This window comes from Nitrosococcus halophilus Nc 4 (assembly GCF_000024725.1).
In the GTDB taxonomy this organism is placed as follows: domain Bacteria; phylum Pseudomonadota; class Gammaproteobacteria; order Nitrosococcales; family Nitrosococcaceae; genus Nitrosococcus; species Nitrosococcus halophilus.
This window is the reverse complement of record NC_013960.1, coordinates 2,030,969-2,054,321: the sequence shown is the minus strand read 5'-3', so window position 1 is coordinate 2,054,321 and position 23,353 is coordinate 2,030,969. Positions and strand designations below refer to the sequence as shown.

Here is a 23,353-nt window from a genome sequence, read left to right as displayed (position 1 = left end):
GCTAGTGCTCTGTGTTCATGTCCAAGGGCGGCAGGTTGAACAGCAGTTGCACCAGCTCCCGGTTGATATAGTAGTTTTCGCGTCCCAGTCGATGCTTGTCGAGAATACCGCCCCGGGCAAGCTCATCCAGATAACGGCTGGCGGTGGCGCGCGATACGCCCAGATCGTGCTCGACAAAAGCCACCTTGGTATAGGGGTGATAAAAAATATTGTTGATCAGGTCCTGGCTGTAAAACCGATAATGGGCGCGAATGTCATGCTTTTGCTTTTGCAGCAAACGGGCGATGTGCTCCACCAGCGCGGTGGTGTGGCGGGCAGTCACCGCGACTCCGCGCAGCAGGTAGAGCAGCCAGTCTTCCCATTCGCCGCTGTCGCGCACCTTCTGCAACTGGTTGTAATAATCCGCCTTGGTCTGGCTGATGTAGCGGCTCAGATACAGGATGGGCGAGTCCAGCAGCCCGGCGCGCACCAGAAACAGGATATTGAGAATGCGCCCGGTGCGGCCATTGCCGTCGTAGAAAGGATGGATGGTCTCGAATTGATGGTGCATCACGGCCATGCGCACCAGCGGGTCCAGCTCCTTTCCGGCATCGGTATCGGCATGAATCCAGCTCACCAGCTCGTCCATCAGGGCGGGCAACCGCTCCGGCGAAGGCGGTTCATACACCACCTCACCGCTGCGTTCGTTCTTCAGCACGGTACCGGGGGTGCGACGCAAGCCGGCGTCGTTGCCCTCCAACGTGGCCTGCACCTTGAGAATGGTGCTCAAGCGCAACAGCCCGGACGCGCGCACTTCCTGAAAACCGACCTCCAGGCTCTGGGCATACCAGGCCACCTCCTTGCTAGCCGGGTCCACCGAGCCGGGTTGGACCTGATAGCGGTACAGCGCGTCCTGGGTGGTGATGATGTTCTCGATTTCCGAGCTGCTTTGCGCCTCCTGCAGTGACAGGGTGGACACCAGCAACCGCTCGTTGGGGATGCTGCGCGCCACGCCTTTCAGCTCGGCCAGATGACGATGCGCGGCAACCAGCGCCCGCAGCACCGCCGGGGTCTCCAGTGGCCCCTGAGGAGGAAAGTGTTCCCGGATCTTCAGCACCATGGCAAAGGTCCCTGCGGGTTGATGGGCGGACCTGCTCAAAAATAGCGATTTTTGAGCAGGTCATCCGGCATCTTCTCAGATTTGCGCTGTTTTGAACAGTCGCCGGGAACCTGGCGGCGTTCCGGCTATTGTTTATTGGCGCTTCAGGCATAGCGGGTCTCTGGTAAGGCCTCCTGTTCGGCCGGGGCGGCTGGCGTGTCTTCCTGCATGCTGGGCGGAAACTGGATATCCAGGTCTTCCACTGAGAGCTTGCCGGAGATCAGCCGGGGGAGGAGGAGGTCTCTTGAAGAACATAAAATATGGTTCATCGATATTAGGGTATTTCTTTGTTCAAAAAACTTGGATACAGTCTTTCCAAATTCCTCGAGTATGATTGAGTTTGGTTTGAGTATATTAAAGCTTCTTGCTGTACCGAGACCGATAAATTGTTGTGAAGCTCCAGAAGCCATTGCAAGTAGATGCTCAGATATCGCAGGATTCTTAAGCACATGAAACAGAAATAACGAATCATGAGCATTTCGTGGTCTAAAAATAATTACGTTTTTCACACTATAGTCGGGTTTCGCTCCTACAATAGCGGTTTGGCCTATCGTCCCAATGTTTGAATACAGAATGTCCCCTTCTCTTAAGCCACTACGTTTCGAAATTTCTCTGTGGTCTTGTTCGCTAATAAAATATGCTCCAGTAAAGTCGATTTGATTGCTCTTTATATTTTTTCCGGTAACTAAAAGATGCCCAGAATCAACAGGTTTGGGAGTGTCATGAGTTCCGTCAGTAATAGTTTCACAGAAATTTTCTAACGAAACCACATCCCACCCCTCCGGCACACCTTTTACAAAACGGGTGTCCTGATAACCGGGAAAGCGCAGGCGCACAAACCATTCGCGGTAGAGTTCCTCGGCCATTTTTTCCAGCAGCGCGATGCGGCGCTTGTTGACTTCGATCAGATCGTCGTAGGCCGTCAGGATGGCGGCGATTTTCTCCTGCATTCGTAGTGGTGGTAGTGGTACTAGCTCGCGCCTCAAAATCCCTAAGTTGATCCCTGGAACAGCTGACCCGATAGCTACATCGTTGAAACGTTTACGCAGCGTTGGGGAGGAGAAATAGTAGTACAAGAACTCGGAAGAGGCGATATCAGGGTCGGGTCTCAATTTTAATTGCTTATTAGATATTACGTAAGAATCGTATGGGCCGTCTCGTGGAATCAGCCCAACCTGTCCTAATGTTCCCCAGCAGGTAAATACTAGATCTCCGCTTTTAACGTGAGCGCCTTTGAATTCTTTCGCCTTATCACGGGTAATAAAAGCAAACCCGCTAGGAATGAAGCGTTGCTTCCCTTCGCTCAGATTAGCACCCCGTATTACAGGCACCCCTTCGTTTACAAAGTACCTGGAGCTTATGCTCGATCCGAATGGCCCAGCTGCAAGTGAACGTGCTTCCGCAGATTTCAGTTTCTCTACTGAGACGAATCTCCACCCATGGGGCAATACCTGATTCACTTTTTGGGCTCCACCAGAGTATCATCAGCAACAAGCTGTGCAACGTTTTTTGAGATAGTATCTTCCAGTCTTCGTGCTTTGTTACTCATACCTTGCAGTTGAGTCTGCAACTCAGCTATCTCGTTCATAAACTCCTCCTCCGTCTTCCCATCCTCCTCAATCACCACGCCCACATAACGCCCCGGATTCAGCGAATAATCCTGCTCTTTCACTTCGGCCAGATCAGCCAGTTTGCACAGGCCGGTGACATCCTCGTATTTCGCTTCGGGGAAGCGTTCCTGTAACCAATGGATATGGCCGAAGCTGCTTTCGGCGTTTTTCACTTCTTTGTGCAGTTCTTCCAGCGTGGCTTTCAGTTGCCGGGTGGCGCGGTCGGCGCTCTGGCGTTTGCCGGCCTGTTTGGAGGCTTCCGCCAATGTTTTTTCGTGGCGGCGCACGGCCTTGTCGATCTGTTTGAGGCTGTCGTGCAGGGCGGTAAAAAACGGATCAAAGCTGGCGCGCAGGGTTTGCTGGGCTTCATTTACCTGATCGATTATTTCTGCTTTGGGCTCTGATGCTCCCTCTCCCGCTGGGAGAGGGCCGGGGTGAGGGTGCACCGCACGGTGCCTGGCCCAGGCTTTTTGCAGGGGCGCGAGGCCTTTCCAGGTATCCACCAGGCTGGCCACGGCTTTTTTTCCGGCCTCATCATCCAGCACCGCCAGCAGTTGTTCGGCCACCGGCTCCACCTGCCGGCGATTTTCCACCAAACGTGCCATGCCCTGCTCGAAATAGCGGTCGATCAGGGCGATGAACTCATCGCGGCGACCCTTGTGCAGGCGGCTGATGATGGCGATGTTCTGGATCTGCTCTTCCGAGAATTCGCGGTGGGCGCGGTCGATGGGGGTAAAGATATTGCGCGCGTCGATAAACAGAATGCGCTCGTCCGTCTTGCCCTTGTCGAAGAACCACAATGTGGCGGGCAGGGTGACGGTGTAGAACATATTCGACGGCAGGGTGAGCATGCCGTAGATGAGGTTGTTCTCGATCAGGGTCCGGCGGATGTCGGCCTCGGAGTGGCGCGCATCGGAGGCGGAGTTGGCCATGACCAACGCGGCGCGCCCGCCGGGATGCTTGTCGTCGGGCTCCCGGAGCGAGGTGGCGAACAGGTTGATCCACAGGTAGTTGGCGTTGGGCACCGTCTCCTTGCCCTGTTCGGATTTCTTCGCCTTGGTCTTTTTGCGCGGGATGCCGTAGGTGTTGAAGCGCGGGTCTTTTTCCACCCCGGAGAGCGACACTTCATCCACGTTGAACGGCGGATTGGCCAGCACATAGTCGAACTTGCCGAAAGAGCCGAAGTGATCGTCGTAGTAGGAAATGCCCTGCAGGATCTGCCCGCGCAGGCCGTTGACGGCCAGGTTCATGCGGGCCAGCTTGACCGTTTCCGAGCTTTTTTCCTGCCCGGAGACGAATACGCTGGTGTCTTCGCCCTGGGCTTCAAACTCTTCACGGTGTCTTTCGATAAACTGCGCGGATTGCACGAACATGCCGCCGGAACCGCAGGCGGGATCGAACACCGTGCCGCCGTGGGGCTCGATGATCTCCACCATCAGCCGCACCACCGAGCGCGGGGTAAAGAACTCCCCGCCGCCCTGGCCTTCGGCAAGGGCGAATTTGCCAAGAAAATACTCGTAGATCTGGCCGAACACATCGCCGCTGGCGTCGTCCGGGATGTTGTCAAACTGACGCAGCAAGTCGAACGGGAGCTGTTCTGTCTCGCCGGTGCGGGTGAGGCGGTAATACCCGTCCTTGGGCAGGCTGCCCTGGAGCTCGGGCTTATACTCCTCGATGGCTTCCATTGCCTTTTCAATGGCCTTGGCGATGTCCTGGCTTTCGGGCAGGTTCAGCAGGTGGCTGTAACGGGCGTGATCCGGCAGGTAAAAGCCGCACCTGGCCACCGCGATTTCATTCAGCGATTTTTCCCGGCGGCCGCCTTTGAGCTTCTGGTATTCCTTAAGAATAGCTGCCTCGTGTCGCCGGTAATTAATGTCGGCAAACTTGAGGAAAATCAGCCCCAGCACCGGGGTACTGTATTCAGAGGCTTTGAGGTCAGAATTGGCGCGCAGATTATCGGCGGCTGACCAAAGATCGTCTTCCAGTTGTTTCAGTTGTTCTCTGTTCAATGATTGATCTGCTTTTCTGGTTTTGGGGGATTGCCAAGCATAGGATAGATATAAAAAATCTACTTTATAACAGAAACTTTCTATAGCGTTTCCCGAATAAATGAGATACGAATATCGACTTAGTCGGGCCTTAAGTTCTCAATCCAACCGTATCTCTCCTCTTTGGGAAACGCTATAGCTATAAGAAGTTGATACTTTACTCAATATGGTCTTAATTACCTAATAACAACAACAAGTTATACCAATCTCTTGGGGATTGTCATGGATAAGTAAGCCCCCCTCCAAGAGGCGGGTACTTACTTCCCCCTAATCCCCCACCCACAACACCTTTCCGTTTTTCTTTATGCTTTATCCACAAAAGCAACTCGCCAACAAACACCTCGTCTTTATTGTTGCCATCAAGCCAACTTTCTAAACATCCCTCTTCCAGTGAGTCGTCAGGCATATCCCGGAGTAAAAATATAATACCTTTTAAATCATAATCTTAATAATATCACACCCCCTCAACTACCCACTTGGCACGGCATCTGCAATCTGTTGGGCAAGCACCGAAAAAACTTTCGGTTCCAAATTTAAAGCTTAATGAACGACTTAACTTTCAATTTAAAGGAGAACACACCATGAGCACACTCTTTATCGCTGACCTAGCCGAGAGCAAAACCCTGGACCATGACGCCATGACTTCCGTCCGCGGCGGTATGCGCGCCCTTGAGAGCCGGAAGCTTTACTGGGGACCTATGGGGGACCGCTTCGTTTCCGTCAACCCAGTCCAGTCCATTGACCAGTTCCAGGGCATTAATAATGCGGTAGGCAACAATGTGGCTAACTTCGGCTTCTTTGATGTGCACAACACCAACACTCAGAACCAGCATGCCCAGAATAATGTGAATGTGGGAGGACTTCTCTAAGCTCAATTTGGCCTAAATGAACAAGGGGGGCCAAAGGCCCCCCCACTTGAAAGGAGGAAAGTAACATGACGTCCATTACCATTGCCGATTTAGCTGAAAGTAAAACCCTGGACTCCCGGCAGATGACCACCCTGCGGGGCGGTAAAGCCCTCGGGCTTCCCGGCTTGAGTTTTGCCAATGTGGCCGTTGATATCGATCTAAATCAGGAGATTAATCAGTTCCAATCCCTGAATATCAACGCGGCTAATAATGTTTCCAACTTTGGCTTGTTTGCTCCCAACATCAGTCCCACGCTGAACCAGAATGCCCGGTTGGATGCAAACTTATTTACCTAAACTTCTCTACCACTAAGCCCCCTTCTGGGGGCTGGTGTTTTCAACTGTTCTGAAAGGGCAAGTAGAGGAGGAAAAGCTTAGCAATAAGCTCTATTCCCCCTCATCCTACCCTTCTCCCGCCAGGGGAGAAGGAATGGAAAGAAACTCTTCTTGGGACTTTATAACCGGATCATTTTACTAGCGTTGTTAATGATCCTTTCACACCGCACACCAAATAATCAGCCCGCCAAAGGCCATGGCGGCAAGCGCCCATAGTCTCAAGATGCTATTAGATTGGGTAAGCCACCACGCCGCCAGCCGATCAATCCGCTCCTTTCCAAGGAACAGGATCGTTATTCCCGCCGCAATGAACAGCACGCCCAAAGTGAGGATCAAGGTCGGCATTCGAGTTTCCGGGGCGGCAAGGATAAAGACCCCGCCGGTGATAATACGAATGGCGGCAACCCAGTAGAAATTTTTACGCTCTAGAAACCAATCCAGCAGCCACCGCAGCCGGGCCGGTGAGATCAAAACAGCCACCCCCATACCGGTGATGAGTATCCCTATCAGCAAAACAATCATGATCATCATAATCCCTCCCCCCACAGTTAGATCATTTCTTTCTGCGGCGTTTTTTTCTCTTGCCCAAAAAAGGCCTCACCCAATTACAGCAAAACGTTTATCCAGTGTGCTATAGCCTAAGCCGTTTCCTTTTTTCACATTAATCTGGGTGGGAATACGCTCTTTAAGGGCCTCAATGTGGGAGATCACCCCAATCATCTTGCCACTGGCGTTCAGGTGGTCCAAAGCATCTAAGGCCGTTTCCAGGGTTTCCCCATCCAAGGTGCCAAAACCCTCGTCCAGGAATAAAGAATCAATACTGGTTTTATGACTGACCAGATCCGAGAGAGCCAAGGCCAAGGCCAGACTCACCAGAAAGCTTTCCCCCCCGGATAAGGTCTTGGTGTCCCGCACCACATCCGCTTGCCAAGTATCCACCACCTCCAAGGCCAGTTCTTCGCCCGCTTTACGGTTCAGCAAATAGCGGCCATGTAGCCGTTCCAGTTGGCGATTAGCCAGATACACCAAGTGGTCCAGGGTCAATCCCTGGGCAAAGCGGCGGAATTTATCTCCTTTTTGGGAGCCAATCAAACTGCTTAACTGAGTCCAGAGATCATAGGTCTCTTGCTGTCGCTCAATCTCCATGAAATTTTTTTTCTGCGCCTCCCGTCGTTCCCGATCAGCGGTTAAGGTTTGTTTGATCTCCCCCTGGCGCTTCATCAATTGGTGCAACTGCTGTTGGCGCTCCTCCAAATTTTCCCGGACCTGAGCCAGCGGTTGCGGGGTAAGCGGCGTTTGGCGTAATAGCTGGAGTGTTTTTTCCGCTTTCTGATATAAGGCTTCAGCTTGGCTGGATTCCCGGTTGAGTTGTTCTTTGAGTTGTGTGAGTCGATCATATTCCTCCGGCGGCAACAGGGCCTGCTCGAAACTTTCCTGATCGGGAAAGTGGCTTGCCTGCAAGGCCGCCTGCCATTCCTGCCGCGCTTTCTGGTAGTGGGTCTGTTGGGTTTGAATAGTGTGTTTGAGGGTTTCAAGCGCTCCCTGTAATTGATTCATCTCAGCCTGTGCCCTTTCTTGCTGCTGCTTGCTCTGGGACAGCGCTTGTTCGGCAGTTGCTAGGGCTTCACGCCCTCGGCTTCTTTCTTCCGTCACGGTGCGATTGCCCAATAATTGGTGACGTTGCTTGGTGTATTGGGCAAGCTGGGTCTCCATCTGACTGAGTTGTTCCGACAATTGATTTTTTTCTTTCTGATTCTGGTTTTGCTCCCGTTCCAGTTGGGTTTGTTCCATTTGAAATTGAGTCAGCTCGGTTTGCCGCTCCTGCCGTTGTTGCGCCATCCCCTGATAGGCCTGCCATAACCCTTGCTGCCGCGCTAGCCATTGGGTTTGAGTGTCCAAGGCAGGCAGCTCTCCCAAAGTGCCGGACAGTTTATTTTCCAGTTCTTGGAATTCTTTTTGTCTCTCCTCTAGATGCTGCTGCTGTTCTTGGCAAGATTTCATCTGAGCGGTTTTTTGTTGCTCGGCTAAAGCCTGCTGGTGTTGGACATCGGAAAGGGATTGGCGGGCCTGGATAAGGGCCTCCTTTTGCTCCCTCAATTGCTGATCAAAATCATCGAGCTGGCCGATCAGTTGCTTAATCTGCACCGCTTCCTGCTCCCTCTGTGCTAACCAACGGACAATTTCCTGGGGATGGTGGAGGCTCAGAGAGACTCCCAACGGGGCGGTGGTTTGCGTCCATTCTCCGTGTAGATTTTCCAGTACCTGATGACCTTCCTTTAAAGCCTGTTCCAAATGGCGGCATTCATTTTCCCACTGTATAACGGCGGCCTTTTGCTGTTCCTCTTGGGCACGCAGGGATTCCAATTGTTGTTCCTGTTGCTGCTGGCGCTGTTGAGTAGCGGAAAGATCGATCTCCTGATAGGCCGCCACTGCTGGATGTTCTTTGGAGCCGCATAGGGGACAGGCTTCCCCTTCTTGTAATTGGTCCCGGTGCTGCTCTAGGCTCACAATGCGTTGTTCCAGTTCCAGCACGCGATGCAAATCATTGAGACATTGTTGTTCCCGGCGATAACACCGTTGTGTTCCTTCCAAGGCCGTTTGCTGAGTCTTTAGTTTCTGCTGACTCTCAACCAAGGCGGCTGCCTGCTCTCTTTGGCGTTCTTGTCTTTCCTGGTATTGGGAGTGAAGGGTGGTGAGCTTGAAACGTTGGGGGGCGGCCTCCATCAATTGTTGCTGACGCTCCCGCCACTGGGTTTCGGGAGTATGATTTAAGATCCTGTTTTTATCCGCCAAGGTTTTTTGGTATTGAGCTTCTAGGGCTTTTAAGGCTTGTTCTCCTTGTTTTATCGCTTCGGTCTGTTGTTGGATACGGGCATCACTTTTTAAAATTTCTTCTTGCTGTGTTTCAAGGGCGGCTTGAAGTTGTTGCTGTTGTTGAAACAACTGCTGCCGGCGCTCGAATTGTTCCCACCATAAGGGGAGCTGTTCTCCCAATTTCTCCTGGGAGGCGTGGGCTTGCAAATATTCTATCGCCGTTTTTAAAGCCCTTTGGGTTTGGGCCTGTTGTTGCTGGAGTTTTTGGGCTTGTTCATCCAGGGCTACTTGCCGGTCCGAGGTTTCTTTTATTCTAGAGCAAAGTTTATTCTTCTCCCGGTGAAGCTCTGCAATCTGGTTATCCAGGGGCACCACCTGTTCATTGAGCAAGTTTTCCGTTTTTTCCCATGCCTCCCGCTGTTGTGCAAACCAGGTCTGTTGTTGCTGGACGTGTTGTTTAATTGCAGCCAGTGCTCTGTCCTTTTCTGCCGCCTGTTGTTGTTCAACTTCCCGGTTATGCTCTGCTTCCGCCAAGGCTTTTTGGCTGGCTTGCACTTCCAAGTAGTGAGGTCTTAGCTTCAGGGCCGGCAGTGCCTGCTCCAACTTTTGCAATGCCCCTTGCTGGGCTTTGATCTTCTCCTGCACCCTTTGCCAATGGCTCCGGGCTTGGGCCTGTTGGGTTTCTGCCTCTTCTATTTTCTCTAGCCATTGTTTTTGCTGAGTCAATTGCTGCAAATCTTGCTTCAGTGTTTTTTCCTTCTCCTCGAGGGTGTGTTGCTCCCGCCTTAGGGTAGTTAAGGTTTCCTCCTCTAGTAGTTCCACCCCCTCGACCCGGGCTTTTAGCACATTAAACCGCACTTCCTCCTGACGCTTACGCTCATAAACCCGGCGGGAAATTTCACCATAGATCTCGGTGCCGGTAAGTTCTTCCAAAAGTTCCGCCCGCTCATTGGGAACAGCGTTGAGAAAGGCGGCAAAGCCCCCCTGGGCGAGCAACATGGATTTGGTGAAGCGGCCAAAATCCAATCCCGTAAGCTCGCTGATGAGATGAAGCTTTTCCCCGATTTTATCGGCAATAATGGTCCCGTCGGCTTTGGCCAACTCCACTTGGGGAGATTGCAATTTGCCTTCCGATTTATAGCGGGCCCGGCGCTGGCTCCAAAAAGCCCGATAGGCTTCCCCCTTGACTTCAAATTCCACTTCGGCGAGGGCTTCCCCCGTATGGCGGGTCATCAGTTCATTACTTTCTCCTGATACCTTAAGGCGGGGGGTTTGATGATAAAGGGCCAAGCAAATAGCATCCAACAGGCTGGATTTCCCTGCCCCCGTCGGTCCGGTAATAGCAAAGAGGCCGTTGGCGGCAAATTCCGGTACCGTGAAATCGATTTTCCATTCCCCTTTGAGAGAATTAATATTTTTCAACCGCAGGCTCAGGATTTTCATGGGCGGCCCCACTCCTGGGAGTCTTCCTCAGCGGCTTGGCCGGGTTTTAGTTCCGCCGCGATCTGTTGGAACGCGGTTTTCAAATTGGCGACCAAGGCCTCATCCTGAAAATCTTCCAAGGATAACCGCCGCTCAAAAACCTCCTCGACCGTTAGCTCTGTTAAAGTCTCCCTGGCCTCTCGCCTCAGGGCCGTCGGCCGCCCCCGGCGCTGACGCCGCACCCTGAGCAACTCCACGGGCTTGCCCTCGCACAAAGCCTGAACCCGATTTTGCAGATCACTGAGGTAATCATCCCCCGCCACCTCCACTTCCAGCCACAGGATTTCCTGGGGGGGCACCGAAGTCATGAGTTCATGAACCTGCGCTTCAATCTCCGACAAGCTCCCTTGCAGGGTTTGCAGCCCCTGGAAGCGGGGCACCGGCAGCGATTCCACTTGTTGCAGCCGCCCCTGGGCAAAGTCTGCCAAAAGCACCTGTTTAGGGCTTGCTGCCTCGTCAAAGCTGAGGGGAATGGGAGAGCCGGAATAACGGATATGATCCTGCCGCCCTACCCTTTGGGCTTGGTGCAAATGTCCCAGGGCAATATAATCGGCCGGGGGAAAGGCGCTAGCGGGAAAGGCCTCCAAAGTCCCGATATAAATCTCCCGCACCGATTCCGATATTTCCCCTCCTACCGTGGTGAGATGCCCGGTGGCAATAATGGGTAGCTTTTCCCCCACGTTATCTTGCTGTTCGCAAGCCAATTGATAAACACGGTCATAATGGGCCTGAATGGCGCTCTGCAGGACTTGCCGCTTATCTTGTCCACTTTCCCCGGCCTGGCTGGTTAACACCTCCCGTGGGCGGAGATAGGGAACAGCGCACAGCACGGCTCCCGGCTGACCATCACGCCGCTTCAAGACCTTCACCTGCTGCGCCAAGGACCCCTCTATCCCCCCGACCACCCAGGTATTGAGGCACGCCAACAACTGCCGGGATTCATGCAGGGTAGCCACGGAATCATGATTACCGCCGATGACCACCAACTGACAGCCCGTGGGTTGCAAGGAGACCACAAAATTATTGTACAGGGCCCGAGCATAACTGGGCGGCGTGCCCGTATCGAAAATATCTCCGGCCACGATCAGGGCATCGACCCCCTGTTCTTTGATTTGCACCAGTAACCAATCCAGAAAGGCCTGATGTTCTCGTTCTCGGCTCTTTCCCATAAAATATTGCCCTAAGTGCCAGTCGGAAGTGTGCATAATGCGCATTGCTGAACCCATTTCCCCCTTAGGTTAATATCAGAATTCGAAGTGGTCTCAGAGGCAGTACCCAAAAAGGCATAACTATGACCAATACTACTAAACCGGGCTCGCCGAATTGGAGTCAATCCTTTTTTCAGGGGGAGGACTATCGCACTGCTTTTGCTGCCTCAGAAATAGGCGTCTTTCGCTGGCATTTTCAAAGTGATCGGATGGAGTGGGATGAGACCCTCTATCAGCTCTTCGGGATCCCAAAGGGACAACGCATTCACCGCCTGGAAGAAGCCCTTAAATTTGTTCATCCCCAAGATCAAGACAAAGTGCTGGCCACCACCCAAGCGGCAAAGCAAGCTAAGGAAAGGGTGGAAATACGGTTCCGCTGCCGTTGGCCGGACGGTTCCATCCACTGGCTCCTAGCCCGGGGGAAGACCTTTTACCATCCGAGCGGCGCGCCCTGGTTTGTCGCTGGCACCTGCCAAGAAATCACCCAGCTAGTGAAAGCTGAAGAAGCACTCCGTCGCAGCGAGGAAATGTTACAGCGGGTTACTGACGCCGCCTCGGTCCTGATCTCCTACCTGGATCGGAAGCTACGCTTTCAATACGTCAGCTCCGGCTATGAAAAACGATTTCAACGGCCCTTGGAAGACATCCAGGGCCGATATATGTGGGAAATACTCGGGAAAAACGCCTTCGCTGCCGTAGAAGAATATGTGCAACGAGCCTTAAAGGGTGAAGTGGTGGTCTATAACAAGGAACTTCCCTATGATGAAATCGGACCCCGCTATGTGCATGTCCAATATATCCCGGATATTACTGACGGCCATGTCCTGGGTTTCTCCGCTATCACTATTGACCTCACCGAATCTAGAAAACTCTCCGAGCGCGCAGCACAGCTATCGGCTATCGTCGAATCCTCTACCGATGCCATTCTCAGCCAGGATCTCAACGGCATCATTCAGAGCTGGAACCAAGGTGCCGAGCACCTATTCGGCTATAAGGCCGAGGAGATGATTGGCCAACCAATCGCCCCCCTCATTCCCTCCCATCGCAAGAAAGAAGAGATTCAGATGCGGAAGCGTATCAAGCGTGGTGAGCGAGTTGCTCCCTACGAGACGGTGCGCCTACACAAGGACGGCAGTGAAGTCACCATCTCGCTCACTATCTCCCCCCTCCAAGATAGCCAAGGCCGGCTCATCGGCGCCTCGAAGATCGCCCGTGACATCACCGAATACAAGCACCAACAAGAACAACTGCGCCGACAGGCGGAACTGCTTACGGAAACCGACCGACGCAAGGATGAATTTCTCGCTACTCTAGCCCATGAACTCCGCAACCCCCTCGCCCCCATTGCCAACTCCCTCCAAATCCTCAAGCAGGTGGGCAATAATCCCGAGGCCCTCGAGAAAGCGGTGTCCATTTCCGAACGACAACTCCAGCATTTGGTGCATTTGGTGGAGGATCTACTAGATGTCTCCCGCATCACCCGGGGCAAGATCCAACTCCGCAAAGAACCGGTGACATTGGACACTATTATTAAAAGCGCCCTCGAGATCAGCCGCTCCCATATCAAAGCTGGCGAACATACCCTGTGTGTGGAGGTGCCTGAAACCCAAGTATTACTCCAGGCGGATTTGACTCGACTAGCGCAGGCAGTTTCAAACCTGCTTATCAATGCTGCCAAATACACCCCGCCAGGGGGGCACATTAAGCTTACGGCCCGGTGCGAAAACCAACAAGTGGTGATTGCCGTGCAAGATGATGGCATTGGCATCGCCCAAGAACTACTTCCTCGAATTTTTGACATGTTTGTCCAGGCTGAGCGCCCAGGAGGATATGCGCCAGGTGGCTTGGGGATCGGTCTACCGCTGGTAAAAGGCCTAGTAGAGTTGCATGGCGGCCAGGCTGAAGCGGCTAGCCCGGGCCTCGATCAGGGCTGTACTTTTACGATACGGCTTCCCCTAGATTCAGAGGAAATTACCAGGACTCCCCTGGAAAACCAGCAAACGGAAGCGGTAGAAGAAACCCCAGCACACCGGATCTTGGTGGTAGACGACAATGTGGATGCCGCCGATTCCATGGCAGAAGTGCTGCGGACTTTAGGCCATCAGGTGCGCACGGCTTATCATGGGGAGGCTGCCCTGGAGGCAGTCCGTGAATATGGACCCACCGTCATTCTGCTGGATCTGGGGATGCCGGGGATGAATGGTTATGAAGTGGCAAAGCGGCTGCAGCAATTACCTAGGGGGGAAAGACCGGTACTTATTGCCCTAACCGGCTGGGGCCAAGAGGCTGATCGGCAACGCAGCCGCGAAGCAGGCTTCGATAATCACCTGGTCAAACCCGTTGAACTCCAGACTTTAATCCAGGTGTTAGGTGCCCATCAGCCATTTGCCGGCCACCCGAAGACGACTTCAAGCCCAGACGAAACAGCCTCTAACTCCTCTCTTCCCTAAGCGACCCCAAGGGAAACAGGAAGAGGTTGGGAACGGCGCTCAATGAGATGCTCATGGAGATAAATGATCGCCGATTCGTAGTCCTTCTCCTCCACCACAAACTGCATATCCACCTGCCGCATGGACTGGTGCAACGCCAATATATTAATACTCGCTTTGGCCAAAGCGCTGGCAGCATTAGACAACAATCCAGGCACATCCATGTTAGAACCAATGGCCGAGATAAAGGCTACCTTGCGCACCGAAACCGTTGCCGAAGGAAATTGCTCTTCCATCGCCTGGGTCGTGCGTTTGATTAATTTCAATGAACCCGCCACAAAATGGGTGATGGTATTGGCATTGGTGTCCTTAGCCAGAATCTTAAGCTTAAATTTATCCAGGATGTTGAGCAATTGGGCATCATAACCGTAGCTCCCCACCATGTCCTGCTCAAAAAATTCAATGGCAAAAACGCCTTTGCGGCCGGCAATAATTTCCACGCAAGGGGTATCACTCTTATAGTTGCCGTCAATGAGGGTACCCTCATGCTCCGGCTCAAAAGCATTTTTGACTCTGAGCGGAATATCCCGTTGTCGTAAGCCCTTGGCAGCCCGAGGGTGAATCGCTTCCATGCCTAGATTGGAGAGCTGGTCAGCCACATCGTAGTTGGTGCGGCCGATGGGCTCGACCTTATCCCTGCCCACGACCTTGGGATCAGCGCTGGAGAGATGGTATTCCTTATGGATAATCGCCTCCCGGGCCTCAGTCAGCACCGCAACTTTGGAGAAGGTGATCTCCGAGTAGCCCCGGTCATAGGTCTGCATAGTGCCTTCCTTGCATCGAGGGTAGCCCGTGACGATAGGCAATTCCCGCTCTAAGTCAATGGAGCTGAAGGCCTGCTTGATACGCTCATCTAAAGTTAGATTGTCTAGTTCACGCCAACCGGTAAGGTCAATGAAGTGAGCGTTAACACCCTGCTGCTGCAACCGTAACGCCGTATTAAAAGCGCTATGGGCCTCACCAATAGCGGCGAGCATCTCCCGTACCGTGATCAGATGCTCATCCAACTGGAAATGGCCATAAGAGCACAGCCGGTGCAAATCAATCAAGCAAGAGCGGACACCTTCGATACGCTCTCTGACAAACTGGTCGGCTTTTTGGCGGTTAAGATCATCCTCGAAGATGTCTGTATTGATCTCGCACATACGCTCGCCAACCTTATTCAGCAAGTCGCCCCAAGCCCAGTCCGTCTCGGCACCGGTGTAAAGTCCATAAACCCCCGGAGAGCCGGACTTTTTATGCTCTAGCAACATATCGGTGACACCGCCGTAGGCGGACACCACAAAAATTCGGTTATAGAGTTCCTGCCCCTTACGGTGACCAACCAGGATATTATCCATCACCTCTTGGAAACGGGACATGGAAGTCCCGCCAATCTTTTCTACTGTATGCCTACTCATGTCTCGATTATCAATCATTGTCTGGTCAGTGTTGTGGAAATATTGCTGAAATCCTTGGGAGCCATCCAACCTTTTTCTATAGCCCCTAGTCGGCAGTAATCGCCTCGGCTTCCAGGGGATAGGCGCCGGAAGAATCATGTACTTCTTTACCAGTCAGCGGCGGATTGAATACGCAGGCCATCTGCATTTCGGTTTTAGCGCGCAAAATATGCCTATCATTTTGGTCGAGAATGTAAATCACCCCTGGTCGGATGGGGTAAACTTTACCATCAGCCAAGGTCTCGACTTCCCCTTCGCCAGAGAGACAATAAACCGACTCCAAATGGTGCTGATAGTGCATGGGAATCTCAGCACCTTCATAAATGGTAGTGATATGAAAGGAGAAGCCCATGTTATCGTGCTTGAGCAACAACCGTACGCTCTCCCACTGAGCCGACACTACCCGCCGGTCCGTTTCTTTGGCTTTGTTATAGTCTCTGACGATCATTCATTGAACCTCTCAAATCTCTCGTTGATGCTCAGGTCGACCTATTTTCGATTTATAAAGCTTAGTGTACTAAATATATTTTTATTTGTAAAATAGCTTAACTTTCTAATTAAGGATAATTTATACTAACAAAAAGGTATTAAATGCTTTAGTGTTATAAGTAATTAAGTCTCTCTAAAACGATGAAATTTTTAACCCAACTGCGGCAATAGTCGTAATGAAAGATACCAATGAAGTCCTCATCGCACTGCGGCGAATCATCCGAGCCACGGACCTCCACTCCAAAAAACTGAGTAAGGTTTCGGGACTGACGGCGCCTCAGCTTCTTATCATGCAAACTATCCGGCGGATCGGAGAAGTCGCGATTGGCACCTTGGCCAAGGAGGTCAGTCTGAGCCAAGCCACGGTCACCACCATTTTGGATCGTTTGGAAAAACGGGACCTGATCTACCGCCAACGGGGCGAAACAGACAAGCGTAAGGTATACGCCCAACTCACACCTACTGGTGAGGCGTTGATCCGAAAGTCCCCCGCGCCACTCCAGGCCAGCTTTATCAAACAATTCGAGAATTTGCAGGATTGGGAGCAACACATGATTATCTCGGCATTGCAGCGGGTCGCCGAGATGATGAACGCTACCGATATAGAAGCCTCTCCCTATTTGGAAATCGGTGAATTGGGCGATCTCCAACAGGTGGAGGCCAACAAAGAACCTTATAAAACCCGTGCCGCCGGTTGACCCTACCGGCACCGATAAGGACAATCCCACTTTTCCCTTTAAATTCCATGCCCACTTCAGCAAAAACTCAGCCAGAGAACCCTCCTCAACTTCGTTCAATCACAAGCTTTGTGCGCCGGGAAGGCCGTATCACCCCAGCTCAGAAAAAGGCCTTGGCGCAACTATGGCCTCGCTATGGCATAAGCCTGGGAGCTGAACCCATGGATCTAGAGGCAATCTTCAACCGGAAAGCGGAACGAATCCTGGAAATCGGGTTTGGTAATGGGGACTCCCTCGTCGAGCAGGCCCGCGCTGCTCCCGAGAAGGACTTTCTAGGCATTGAGGTCCATCGGCCGGGGGTAGGTCATCTGCTGCTACGCCTTGAAGCAGAGGGAGTGGACAATATCCGGGTCATTTGTGACGATGCCTGGAAAGTCCTGCAACACCACCTTCCAGAGCAATCCCTGCAGGGAGTCCAAATCTTCTTTCCCGATCCCTGGCCCAAAAAGCGCCATCACAAGCGAAGATTGATTCAACCCCCATTTGTGGATCTACTATGGCATAAACTCAAGCCCGACGGCTGGGTCCATCTCGCTACCGACTGGCAAAATTATGCCGCTCAAATGATGGCAGTGTTGAGCCAACACCCTGGCTTTGGCAATCTAGCCGGTGAAGGCCGCTTTGCCCAGGGCCCCGGCGAAAGACCTTCGACGAAGTTTGAACGCCGAGGCCAACAGCGGGGATACCAGGTGTGGGACTTAAAGCTTAAGAAACTGCTGGAAAACTCTTTTTGTAAGTAGGGGGGGTTAAGGCGTGTTAGTGCCGCACCCACCAAAATTTAAACGCTTAGTCAAGCCGAGGCATTGATGCAAAACTCAGAGTCAGGAGAAGAATCCAATCCCTCTAACCGCATCACGGCCTCCACCGTGTGGAAGGAACCCAAAGCAAGCACCCGATCACCGGGTTGGGCGGCGTCTATAGCAACCCGATAAGCTTCAGCCACAGTTTGATAAATGTGCATGGCAAAGGGGTTCACATTGCCCATTTGCTCGGCCAAAGCCTTGCCGGATAGTCCCCGCTCACCTTCAAGCCCGCCCACGAACCAAATATCGATAGCGTTCTCCAGACTGCCCACCACGCCTGCCACATCCTTGTCTGCCAACATCCCTAAAACCGCGTAGGTCCGCCCACCACAAGGCCTTTGGGCTAGGGACTGGGCCAACCAGCGGGCACCCTGGGGATTATGGGCCACATCAAAAATCCGCTCCACCGGACCTTGGAGACACTGGAAACGCCCCGGCAAACAGACGGAGTGCAAACCGTCTCGGATCGCGGCCTCCGAAACGGGCAGCCGCTCCCCCATCAGCTTCAGCACCATCAATGCAGTGGCCGCATTCTGATGCTGGTAAATCCCCTTAAGGGCTGGGTAGGGTAAATCCGCGTAATGAGTCGCGCCACTTTGCCAGGACCACCTCCCATCGTTCATCTGATAATGGAAATCGCGGCCTATTTGATAAAGGGGCGTTACTAATCGCCCGGCATGGGCCGCCACGCTTGCGGGAGGGTCCAAATCACCACAAACGGCGGGACGATGGGAGCGGAAAATACCAGCCTTCTCAAATCCGATAGCCTCGCGATTATGCCCCAGTAGGTGGACATGATCCATATCCACCGTGGTAATGGCGGCCACATCCGCATCCAAGGCATTCACTGCATCAAGGCGTCCTCCCAAGCCGACCTCTAGCAGGGCAATGTCCAATTCCGCCTGATGAAAAATATCGATAGCCGCTAAGGTGCCAAATTCAAAATAGGTCAGGGAAATCTCTTGGCGAGCGGTATCGATACGGGCAAAGGACTGGCAAATGGCATCATCCTCCACCGCTTCTCCCTGCACTTTAATCCGCTCGTTATAGCGCAAGAGGTGGGGGGAAGTATAGCTACCGACCCGGTAACCGGCAGCTAACAGGACGGCTTCTAGCATCGCCACCGTAGAGCCTTTCCCATTGGTACCCGCCACAGTCACCACCGGGAAAGGCGACTGGTGGAGCGCCATGCGCTGGAGCACGGTACTCGCCCGTATTAAGCCGGGATCGATCCGGGGCCAGTGGGCGCTTTCCTGCCACGCCAGCCAGTCTGTAAGTCGGGAGAAACGGGCCACTCTAGAGCCTGTTAATCTTAAATGAGCGGCAACCAAAGCCGAGTGGCGCTTTTTTAGTCGCAACCCCCAGGGCCGGGATCATTTTTCCGTCCAACGGCGTCATCAGCCGCTCATGTAGACTCACTACGCATCACTCCTTCTGCCTTGCTGGCCGAAAAAATGGCCGTCGGCAATCATGATTCAATTAGTGTTAACAGGCCCTAGGTCGTCAGATGGAGGGTCGGTGGGTCAATATAGCCAGTATCCTAGCTATGCGGTCCGGGAGGTCACGCCGATCGACAATCATATCGATGGCACCATGTTCTAGCAAAAACTCGCTCCGTTGAAAGCCCTCGGGCAATTTTTGGCGCACGGTCTGCTCAATCACGCGGGGGCCAGCAAAACCAATCAAAGCACCCGGTTCGGCAATATTGATATCCCCCAACATGGCCAGACTGGCACTCACTCCCCCCATCGTCGGATCGGTGAGCACCGAAATAAAAGGAAGGCCTTGCTTGCTTAGACGGGCAAGGGCAGCACTCGTCTTGCTCATTTGCATGAGTGAGAATAAGCCTTCTTGCATCCGTGCGCCCCCACTGGCGGAAAAACATACCATCGGTATCCGTTGCTCAATGGCGGCCTCTACCCCCCGCACAAAGCGTTCCCCCACCACGGACCCCATGGACCCCCCCATAAAACTAAATTCAAAGGCGGCGGCCACTACCGGCAGTTCCCTGACCTGTCCTTCCATGACCACCAGAGAATCGTTTTCCTGAACCGCCTTTTGGGTTTGGGACAATCGGTCCTTATACTTCTTGCTATCCTTAAATTTGAGGGCATCCACCGGTTGCAAATTAGCACCGATCTCTTTCCGATACCCTTTGTCAAGGAAAACATCCAAGCGCCGGCGGGCGCTAATTCGTTTATGGGCGCCACACTTAGGACACACATCCATGTTACGTTCCAATTCCACGCGGTACAGGATGGCATCACAAGCGTTGCACTTAGTCCACAAACCCTCCGGTACCGATTTACGTTTGGGTCCTTCGGTGCGGATTTTGGAGGGAAGAAGTTTACCAAGCCAACTCATAGTTTTCGATCAAGCGCTCCCAGTGGCATCAATGGCCTCACGCATTGCCCGCAATAGGGCGCCAATTTCCTCTGGAATCGCCTCCGGCTTGTCCTGGCATTGCTCAATGCGCTTGACCAGGGCACTGCCCACCACCACGGCATCGGCGATAGTTGCTACTTTGGAGGCCGATTCGGCATCCCGAATGCCAAACCCCACTCCTACCGGCAGAGGAGTATGACGCCGGATCATAGCCACATGCTGACCCACATCATCCACATCCAGGGTAAGGGCCCCCGTCACCCCTTTTAAAGAGACGTAGTAGACAAAACCACTGCCCAACGCACAGATTTGTTCCATGCGCTCCGGGGAGCTGGTGGGCGCCAACAAAAAAATCCGGTCCAGTCCTTGCTCCTGACAGGCCATCACTAACGGTTCGGCCTCCTCCGGTGGCATATCCACCGTCAGAACCCCATCAACGCCTTGGGCAGCCGCTTGCTGGGCAAAAGTTTGATAGCCCATGATTTCAATGGGATTAAGGTAGCCCATCAACACCACCGGGGTATTCTGATCCCTTTGACGAAACTCAGCCACCATGGCTAAGACATCCCCTAAGGAAGTCCCCCCAGCCAGTGCCCGTTCGCAGGCCTTTTGAATAACCGGACCATCAGCCATCGGATCGGAAAAAGGAACTCCCAGCTCCAGAATATCGGCTCCAGCCGCCACCATGGCATGCATTAAAGGGACGGTGACCTGGGGGTTGGGATCACCGGCGGTGATATAAGGCACCAGTGCTTTTCTCCCTTGCTCCTGAAGCGCAGCAAAACACTCAGCAATCCGACTCACAACGAGATCCCCTCAATCCGGGCGACCGTGTTGATATCTTTATCTCCTCGTCCTGAAAGATTCACGATAATTCCCTGGTCCTGGGCCAGAGTCGGCGCCAGTTGCATAGCGTAGGCCAAGGCATGGCAGCTTTCCAAGGCGGGAATAATGCCTTCAATTCGGGTCAGAGCACGGAATGCCGCCAAAGCCTCCTCGTCCCCGACCGCCACATAGGTGGCCCGCCCCGCATCCCTTAACCAGGCGTGTTCGGGACCTACCCCGGGGTAATCAAGGCCGGCCGACAGGGAATGGGTATCTAAAATCTGGCCATGCTTATCTTCCATCAGATAAGTCCGATTGCCATGAAGAACACCCGGCTTACCAGCGCAGAGGGGAGCGGCATGCTGGCCGGTCTCCAAACCTAACCCTGCCGCCTCAACCCCATAGAGGGCGACTTGCTCATCTTTGAGAAAAGGATGGAATAAACCAATCGCGTTGGAACCTCCCCCCACGCAAGCCACTAAAGCATGGGGAAGGGCCCCCGTCTGCTCCAGAATCTGGGCCCGGGCCTCCCGCCCGATAATGGTCTGAAAATCCCGTACCATGGCGGGGTAGGGATGGGGACCCGCCACCGTCCCGATGACATAAAAGGTGTTATCCACATGGGTGACCCAGTCCCGCATGGCCTCATTGAGGGCATCCTTCAAAGTCTGAGAACCCGAGGTCACGGGCACCACCTCTGCTCCCAATAGGCGCATTCGATAGACATTGGGGGCTTGCCGTTCCATATCCTCGGCCCCCATGTAAATCACGCATTCCAGCCCAAAACGGGCGGCTACCGTGGCCGTGGCGACCCCATGTTGCCCTGCTCCCGTTTCGGCAATCAAGCGGGTCTTTCCCATCCGCCGAGCCAGCAGGGCCTGCCCCACTGTGTTATTAATCTTGTGGGCCCCAGTATGGTTAAGGTCCTCTCGCTTCAAAAAGATGCGGGCACCTCCCAACTGCTCACTCCAACGCTTGGCAAAATACAGCGGCGTCGGCCGGCCCACATAATGGGCGAGATCAGCTTCCAGTTCGGCCTGGAAGCCGGAATCATTACGGTACCGTTCATAGGCTTGACGGAGCTCTTCAATGGGCCCCATCAAAGTTTCTGCCACAAAACGACCACCATAGGGACCAAAATGCCCCCTTTCATCAGGCATCTGGTCGTAGTTTTTGCCGGCTGCTAAAGCCTGGGCTTCAATTGACACTGTCTACACCTCGCATAAAGGCCGCCATCTTGGCGGCATCTTTCACGCCTTTGTTTTGTTCGACTCCGCCACTGACATCTACAGCATAGGGCCGTACCTTCATCACCGCTTGGGCGACATTTTCGGGAGTCAAGCCCCCGGCCAAGATAATCCCTTTGGAAAGTCCCTCAGGAACGCGGCTCCAATCAAAAACCTGCCCCGTCCCTCCGGCCACGCCTATCTGATAGGTATCCAATAACAAGGCTGAGGCACTCCCATAGGCCTGCTCCAACCCCAGAAGATCCACTCCCTCCGCCATCCGGATGGCCTTCACATAGGGCCTGCCATAACGGTTACACTCCTCAGGAGATTCCTCACCGTGGAACTGGAGGATATCGATCGGGACTCTATCCAATACCTGGTGAAGATAGCGAGCAGCGGCGTTTACGAACAACCCGACTACCGTCACAAAAGGCGGCAATCCCCGCACAATTTGACAAGCCTGCTGGGGACTCACCGCCCGTGGACTTTTGGGATAAAAAACCAAGCCAATGGCATCCGCACCCAGGCGAGCGGCATGGATAGCATCCTCTCTGCGCGTAATGCCACAAAATTTTACCCGCGTACGCATTCCCATCAAAACCTAAAAGATTACCAAACAGTGACGGGACGTGAAAGCCTAGGGAGGTTGAAATGGTCCGGGTAATCCACGCCCATCAAGTACAAACCATCGGGCCGAGCAGTAACGCTTCCCAAAGCCCGGCAACGGGCCTGCAAAACCTCCTCTACCCAACAAGGCGGCTGTTCCCCCTTCCCTACGGCCATTAACACCCCGGCGATATTACGCACCATGTGGTGCAGAAAAGCATTGGCTGAGATATCGATCACGACAAAATCCTCTTGTCGTCTCACTTCCAGGCGGTGGACGTTCCTTATCGGGCTCTTGGCCTGGCAAGCCTTGGCCCGAAAGGAGGAGAAATCATGCTCGCCAATCAGGTGGGCACCCCCTTCTCTCATCCTCGAGACAGACAAAGGATGACAATACCATGTTACGCGGCGATTCGCGATAGCCGGCCGCACCCTGCGATTGAGGATAACATACCGATAGTGTCGCGCTACCGCCGAAAAGCGGGCATGAAAAGTCTCATCCACCGGTTGGGCCCATAACACTACCACCTCCGGCGGCAGATTCATATTGCACCCAAAAATCCAGTTATGCTCTAAACGGGAGGCCGTAGTATCAAAATGAACGACCTGTGCCGCGGCATGTACCCCTGCATCGGTGCGCCCCGCAGTAATCACAGTGATCGGCTGATTGGCCACTTTGGAAACGGCCTCCTCCAAGGTGGCCTGAACCGTAGGCACTCCCCTTTGTGACTGCCAACCACAAAAGCTGGAGCCTTCATACTCGACACCAAACGCAATTCTCATCAAATTTAAATGGGAAAGTTGACAT

General features: G+C 53.4%; 19 protein-coding genes. 5 read left to right on the top strand and 14 right to left on the bottom strand.

Annotated features, from left to right (window positions below):
- Position 1: 1 nt before the first annotated feature.
- From NHAL_RS09645 to NHAL_RS09635, 3 genes are all read right to left on the bottom strand, one after another.
- The gene (locus NHAL_RS09645) at positions 2 to 1,099 is read right to left on the bottom strand and encodes a Fic family protein (RefSeq protein WP_013032960.1); all 1,098 of its coding nucleotides are present in this window, start codon (positions 1,097 to 1,099) and stop codon (positions 2 to 4) included.
- A 143-nt stretch (positions 1,100 to 1,242) separates the two neighbouring features.
- The gene (locus NHAL_RS09640; protein ID WP_013032959.1) at positions 1,243 to 2,598 is read right to left on the bottom strand and encodes a restriction endonuclease subunit S; all 1,356 of its coding nucleotides are present in this window, start codon (positions 2,596 to 2,598) and stop codon (positions 1,243 to 1,245) included.
- The gene (locus tag NHAL_RS09635) at positions 2,595 to 4,757 is read right to left on the bottom strand and encodes a type I restriction-modification system subunit M (RefSeq protein ID WP_013032958.1); all 2,163 of its coding nucleotides are present in this window, start codon (positions 4,755 to 4,757) and stop codon (positions 2,595 to 2,597) included. Before NHAL_RS09635 ends, NHAL_RS09640 begins: the two co-directional genes overlap by 4 nt.
- A 620-nt stretch (positions 4,758 to 5,377) precedes the next feature.
- Here NHAL_RS09635 and NHAL_RS09630 point away from each other — a divergent pair.
- Positions 5,378 to 5,665, top strand: coding sequence for a hypothetical protein (locus NHAL_RS09630; protein ID WP_013032956.1), 288 nt, complete (start codon positions 5,378 to 5,380; stop codon positions 5,663 to 5,665).
- A 65-nt stretch (positions 5,666 to 5,730) separates the two neighbouring features.
- Positions 5,731 to 6,000, top strand: a complete 270-nt coding sequence (locus NHAL_RS09625; protein WP_013032955.1) for a hypothetical protein — start codon at positions 5,731 to 5,733, stop codon at positions 5,998 to 6,000.
- Between the two features lie 198 nt (positions 6,001 to 6,198).
- On the opposite strand, the gene NHAL_RS09620 is transcribed toward NHAL_RS09625, so the two are convergent.
- The 3 genes from NHAL_RS09620 to sbcD form a co-directional block, all read right to left on the bottom strand.
- Positions 6,199 to 6,570 carry a hypothetical protein gene (locus tag NHAL_RS09620; RefSeq protein ID WP_013032954.1) on the bottom strand — a complete coding sequence of 124 codons (372 nt, stop codon included), beginning with the start codon at positions 6,568 to 6,570 and terminating at the stop codon, positions 6,199 to 6,201.
- 66 nt (positions 6,571 to 6,636) lie between these two features.
- The gene (locus NHAL_RS09615; protein WP_013032953.1) at positions 6,637 to 10,296 is read right to left on the bottom strand and encodes an SbcC/MukB-like Walker B domain-containing protein; all 3,660 of its coding nucleotides are present in this window, start codon (positions 10,294 to 10,296) and stop codon (positions 6,637 to 6,639) included.
- The gene (gene sbcD / locus NHAL_RS09610) at positions 10,293 to 11,549 is read right to left on the bottom strand and encodes an exonuclease subunit SbcD (RefSeq protein ID WP_041354827.1); all 1,257 of its coding nucleotides are present in this window, start codon (positions 11,547 to 11,549) and stop codon (positions 10,293 to 10,295) included. Before sbcD ends, NHAL_RS09615 begins: the two co-directional genes overlap by 4 nt.
- Before the next feature lie 77 nt (positions 11,550 to 11,626).
- Between sbcD and NHAL_RS09605 the strand changes: the two genes are divergently transcribed.
- Complete coding sequence (locus tag NHAL_RS09605; protein ID WP_013032951.1) at positions 11,627 to 13,993, top strand: hybrid sensor histidine kinase/response regulator; 2,367 nt, start codon at positions 11,627 to 11,629, stop codon at positions 13,991 to 13,993.
- On the opposite strand, the gene NHAL_RS09600 is transcribed toward NHAL_RS09605, so the two are convergent.
- Entirely contained in the window at positions 13,990 to 15,432 is a 1,443-nt protein-coding gene (locus tag NHAL_RS09600) for an aspartate kinase (protein ID WP_041355609.1), read from the bottom strand. The genes NHAL_RS09605 and NHAL_RS09600 overlap by 4 nt on opposite strands.
- Positions 15,433 to 15,517: 85 nt before the next feature.
- Positions 15,518 to 15,919, bottom strand: a complete 402-nt coding sequence (locus NHAL_RS09595) for an ectoine synthase (protein WP_013032949.1) — start codon at positions 15,917 to 15,919, stop codon at positions 15,518 to 15,520.
- A gap of 217 nt (positions 15,920 to 16,136) precedes the next feature.
- Here NHAL_RS09595 and NHAL_RS09590 point away from each other — a divergent pair, with 217 nt between their 5' ends.
- On the top strand, positions 16,137 to 16,658 hold the full coding sequence (locus NHAL_RS09590) for a MarR family winged helix-turn-helix transcriptional regulator (protein ID WP_013032948.1): 522 nt from the start codon (positions 16,137 to 16,139) through the stop codon (positions 16,656 to 16,658).
- A 47-nt stretch (positions 16,659 to 16,705) separates the two neighbouring features.
- A complete protein-coding gene (trmB, locus tag NHAL_RS09585) occupies positions 16,706 to 17,437 on the top strand; it encodes a tRNA (guanosine(46)-N7)-methyltransferase TrmB (RefSeq protein WP_013032947.1) in 732 nt (243 codons plus the stop codon).
- A gap of 50 nt (positions 17,438 to 17,487) precedes the next feature.
- Here the strand turns inward: trmB and folC are convergent, their stop codons facing one another.
- From folC to truA, 6 genes are all read right to left on the bottom strand, one after another.
- A complete protein-coding gene (folC, locus tag NHAL_RS09580) occupies positions 17,488 to 18,795 on the bottom strand; it encodes a bifunctional tetrahydrofolate synthase/dihydrofolate synthase (RefSeq protein ID WP_013032946.1) in 1,308 nt (435 codons plus the stop codon).
- A gap of 208 nt (positions 18,796 to 19,003) precedes the next feature.
- Complete coding sequence (gene accD / locus NHAL_RS09575) at positions 19,004 to 19,864, bottom strand: acetyl-CoA carboxylase, carboxyltransferase subunit beta (protein ID WP_013032945.1); 861 nt, start codon at positions 19,862 to 19,864, stop codon at positions 19,004 to 19,006.
- A 9-nt stretch (positions 19,865 to 19,873) separates the two neighbouring features.
- Complete coding sequence (trpA, locus tag NHAL_RS09570) at positions 19,874 to 20,689, bottom strand: tryptophan synthase subunit alpha (RefSeq protein WP_013032944.1); 816 nt, start codon at positions 20,687 to 20,689, stop codon at positions 19,874 to 19,876.
- Positions 20,686 to 21,870 (bottom strand): tryptophan synthase subunit beta, encoded by a 1,185-nt coding sequence (gene trpB, locus NHAL_RS09565; RefSeq protein ID WP_049780719.1) that lies wholly within the window; start codon positions 21,868 to 21,870, stop codon positions 20,686 to 20,688. Before trpB ends, trpA begins: the two co-directional genes overlap by 4 nt.
- 37 nt (positions 21,871 to 21,907) lie before the next feature.
- Positions 21,908 to 22,528 (bottom strand): phosphoribosylanthranilate isomerase, encoded by a 621-nt coding sequence (locus NHAL_RS09560; protein ID WP_041354825.1) that lies wholly within the window; start codon positions 22,526 to 22,528, stop codon positions 21,908 to 21,910.
- A gap of 20 nt (positions 22,529 to 22,548) precedes the next feature.
- Positions 22,549 to 23,328, bottom strand: a complete 780-nt coding sequence (truA, locus tag NHAL_RS09555) for a tRNA pseudouridine(38-40) synthase TruA (RefSeq protein ID WP_013032941.1) — start codon at positions 23,326 to 23,328, stop codon at positions 22,549 to 22,551.
- Positions 23,329 to 23,353: the final 25 nt, after the last annotated feature.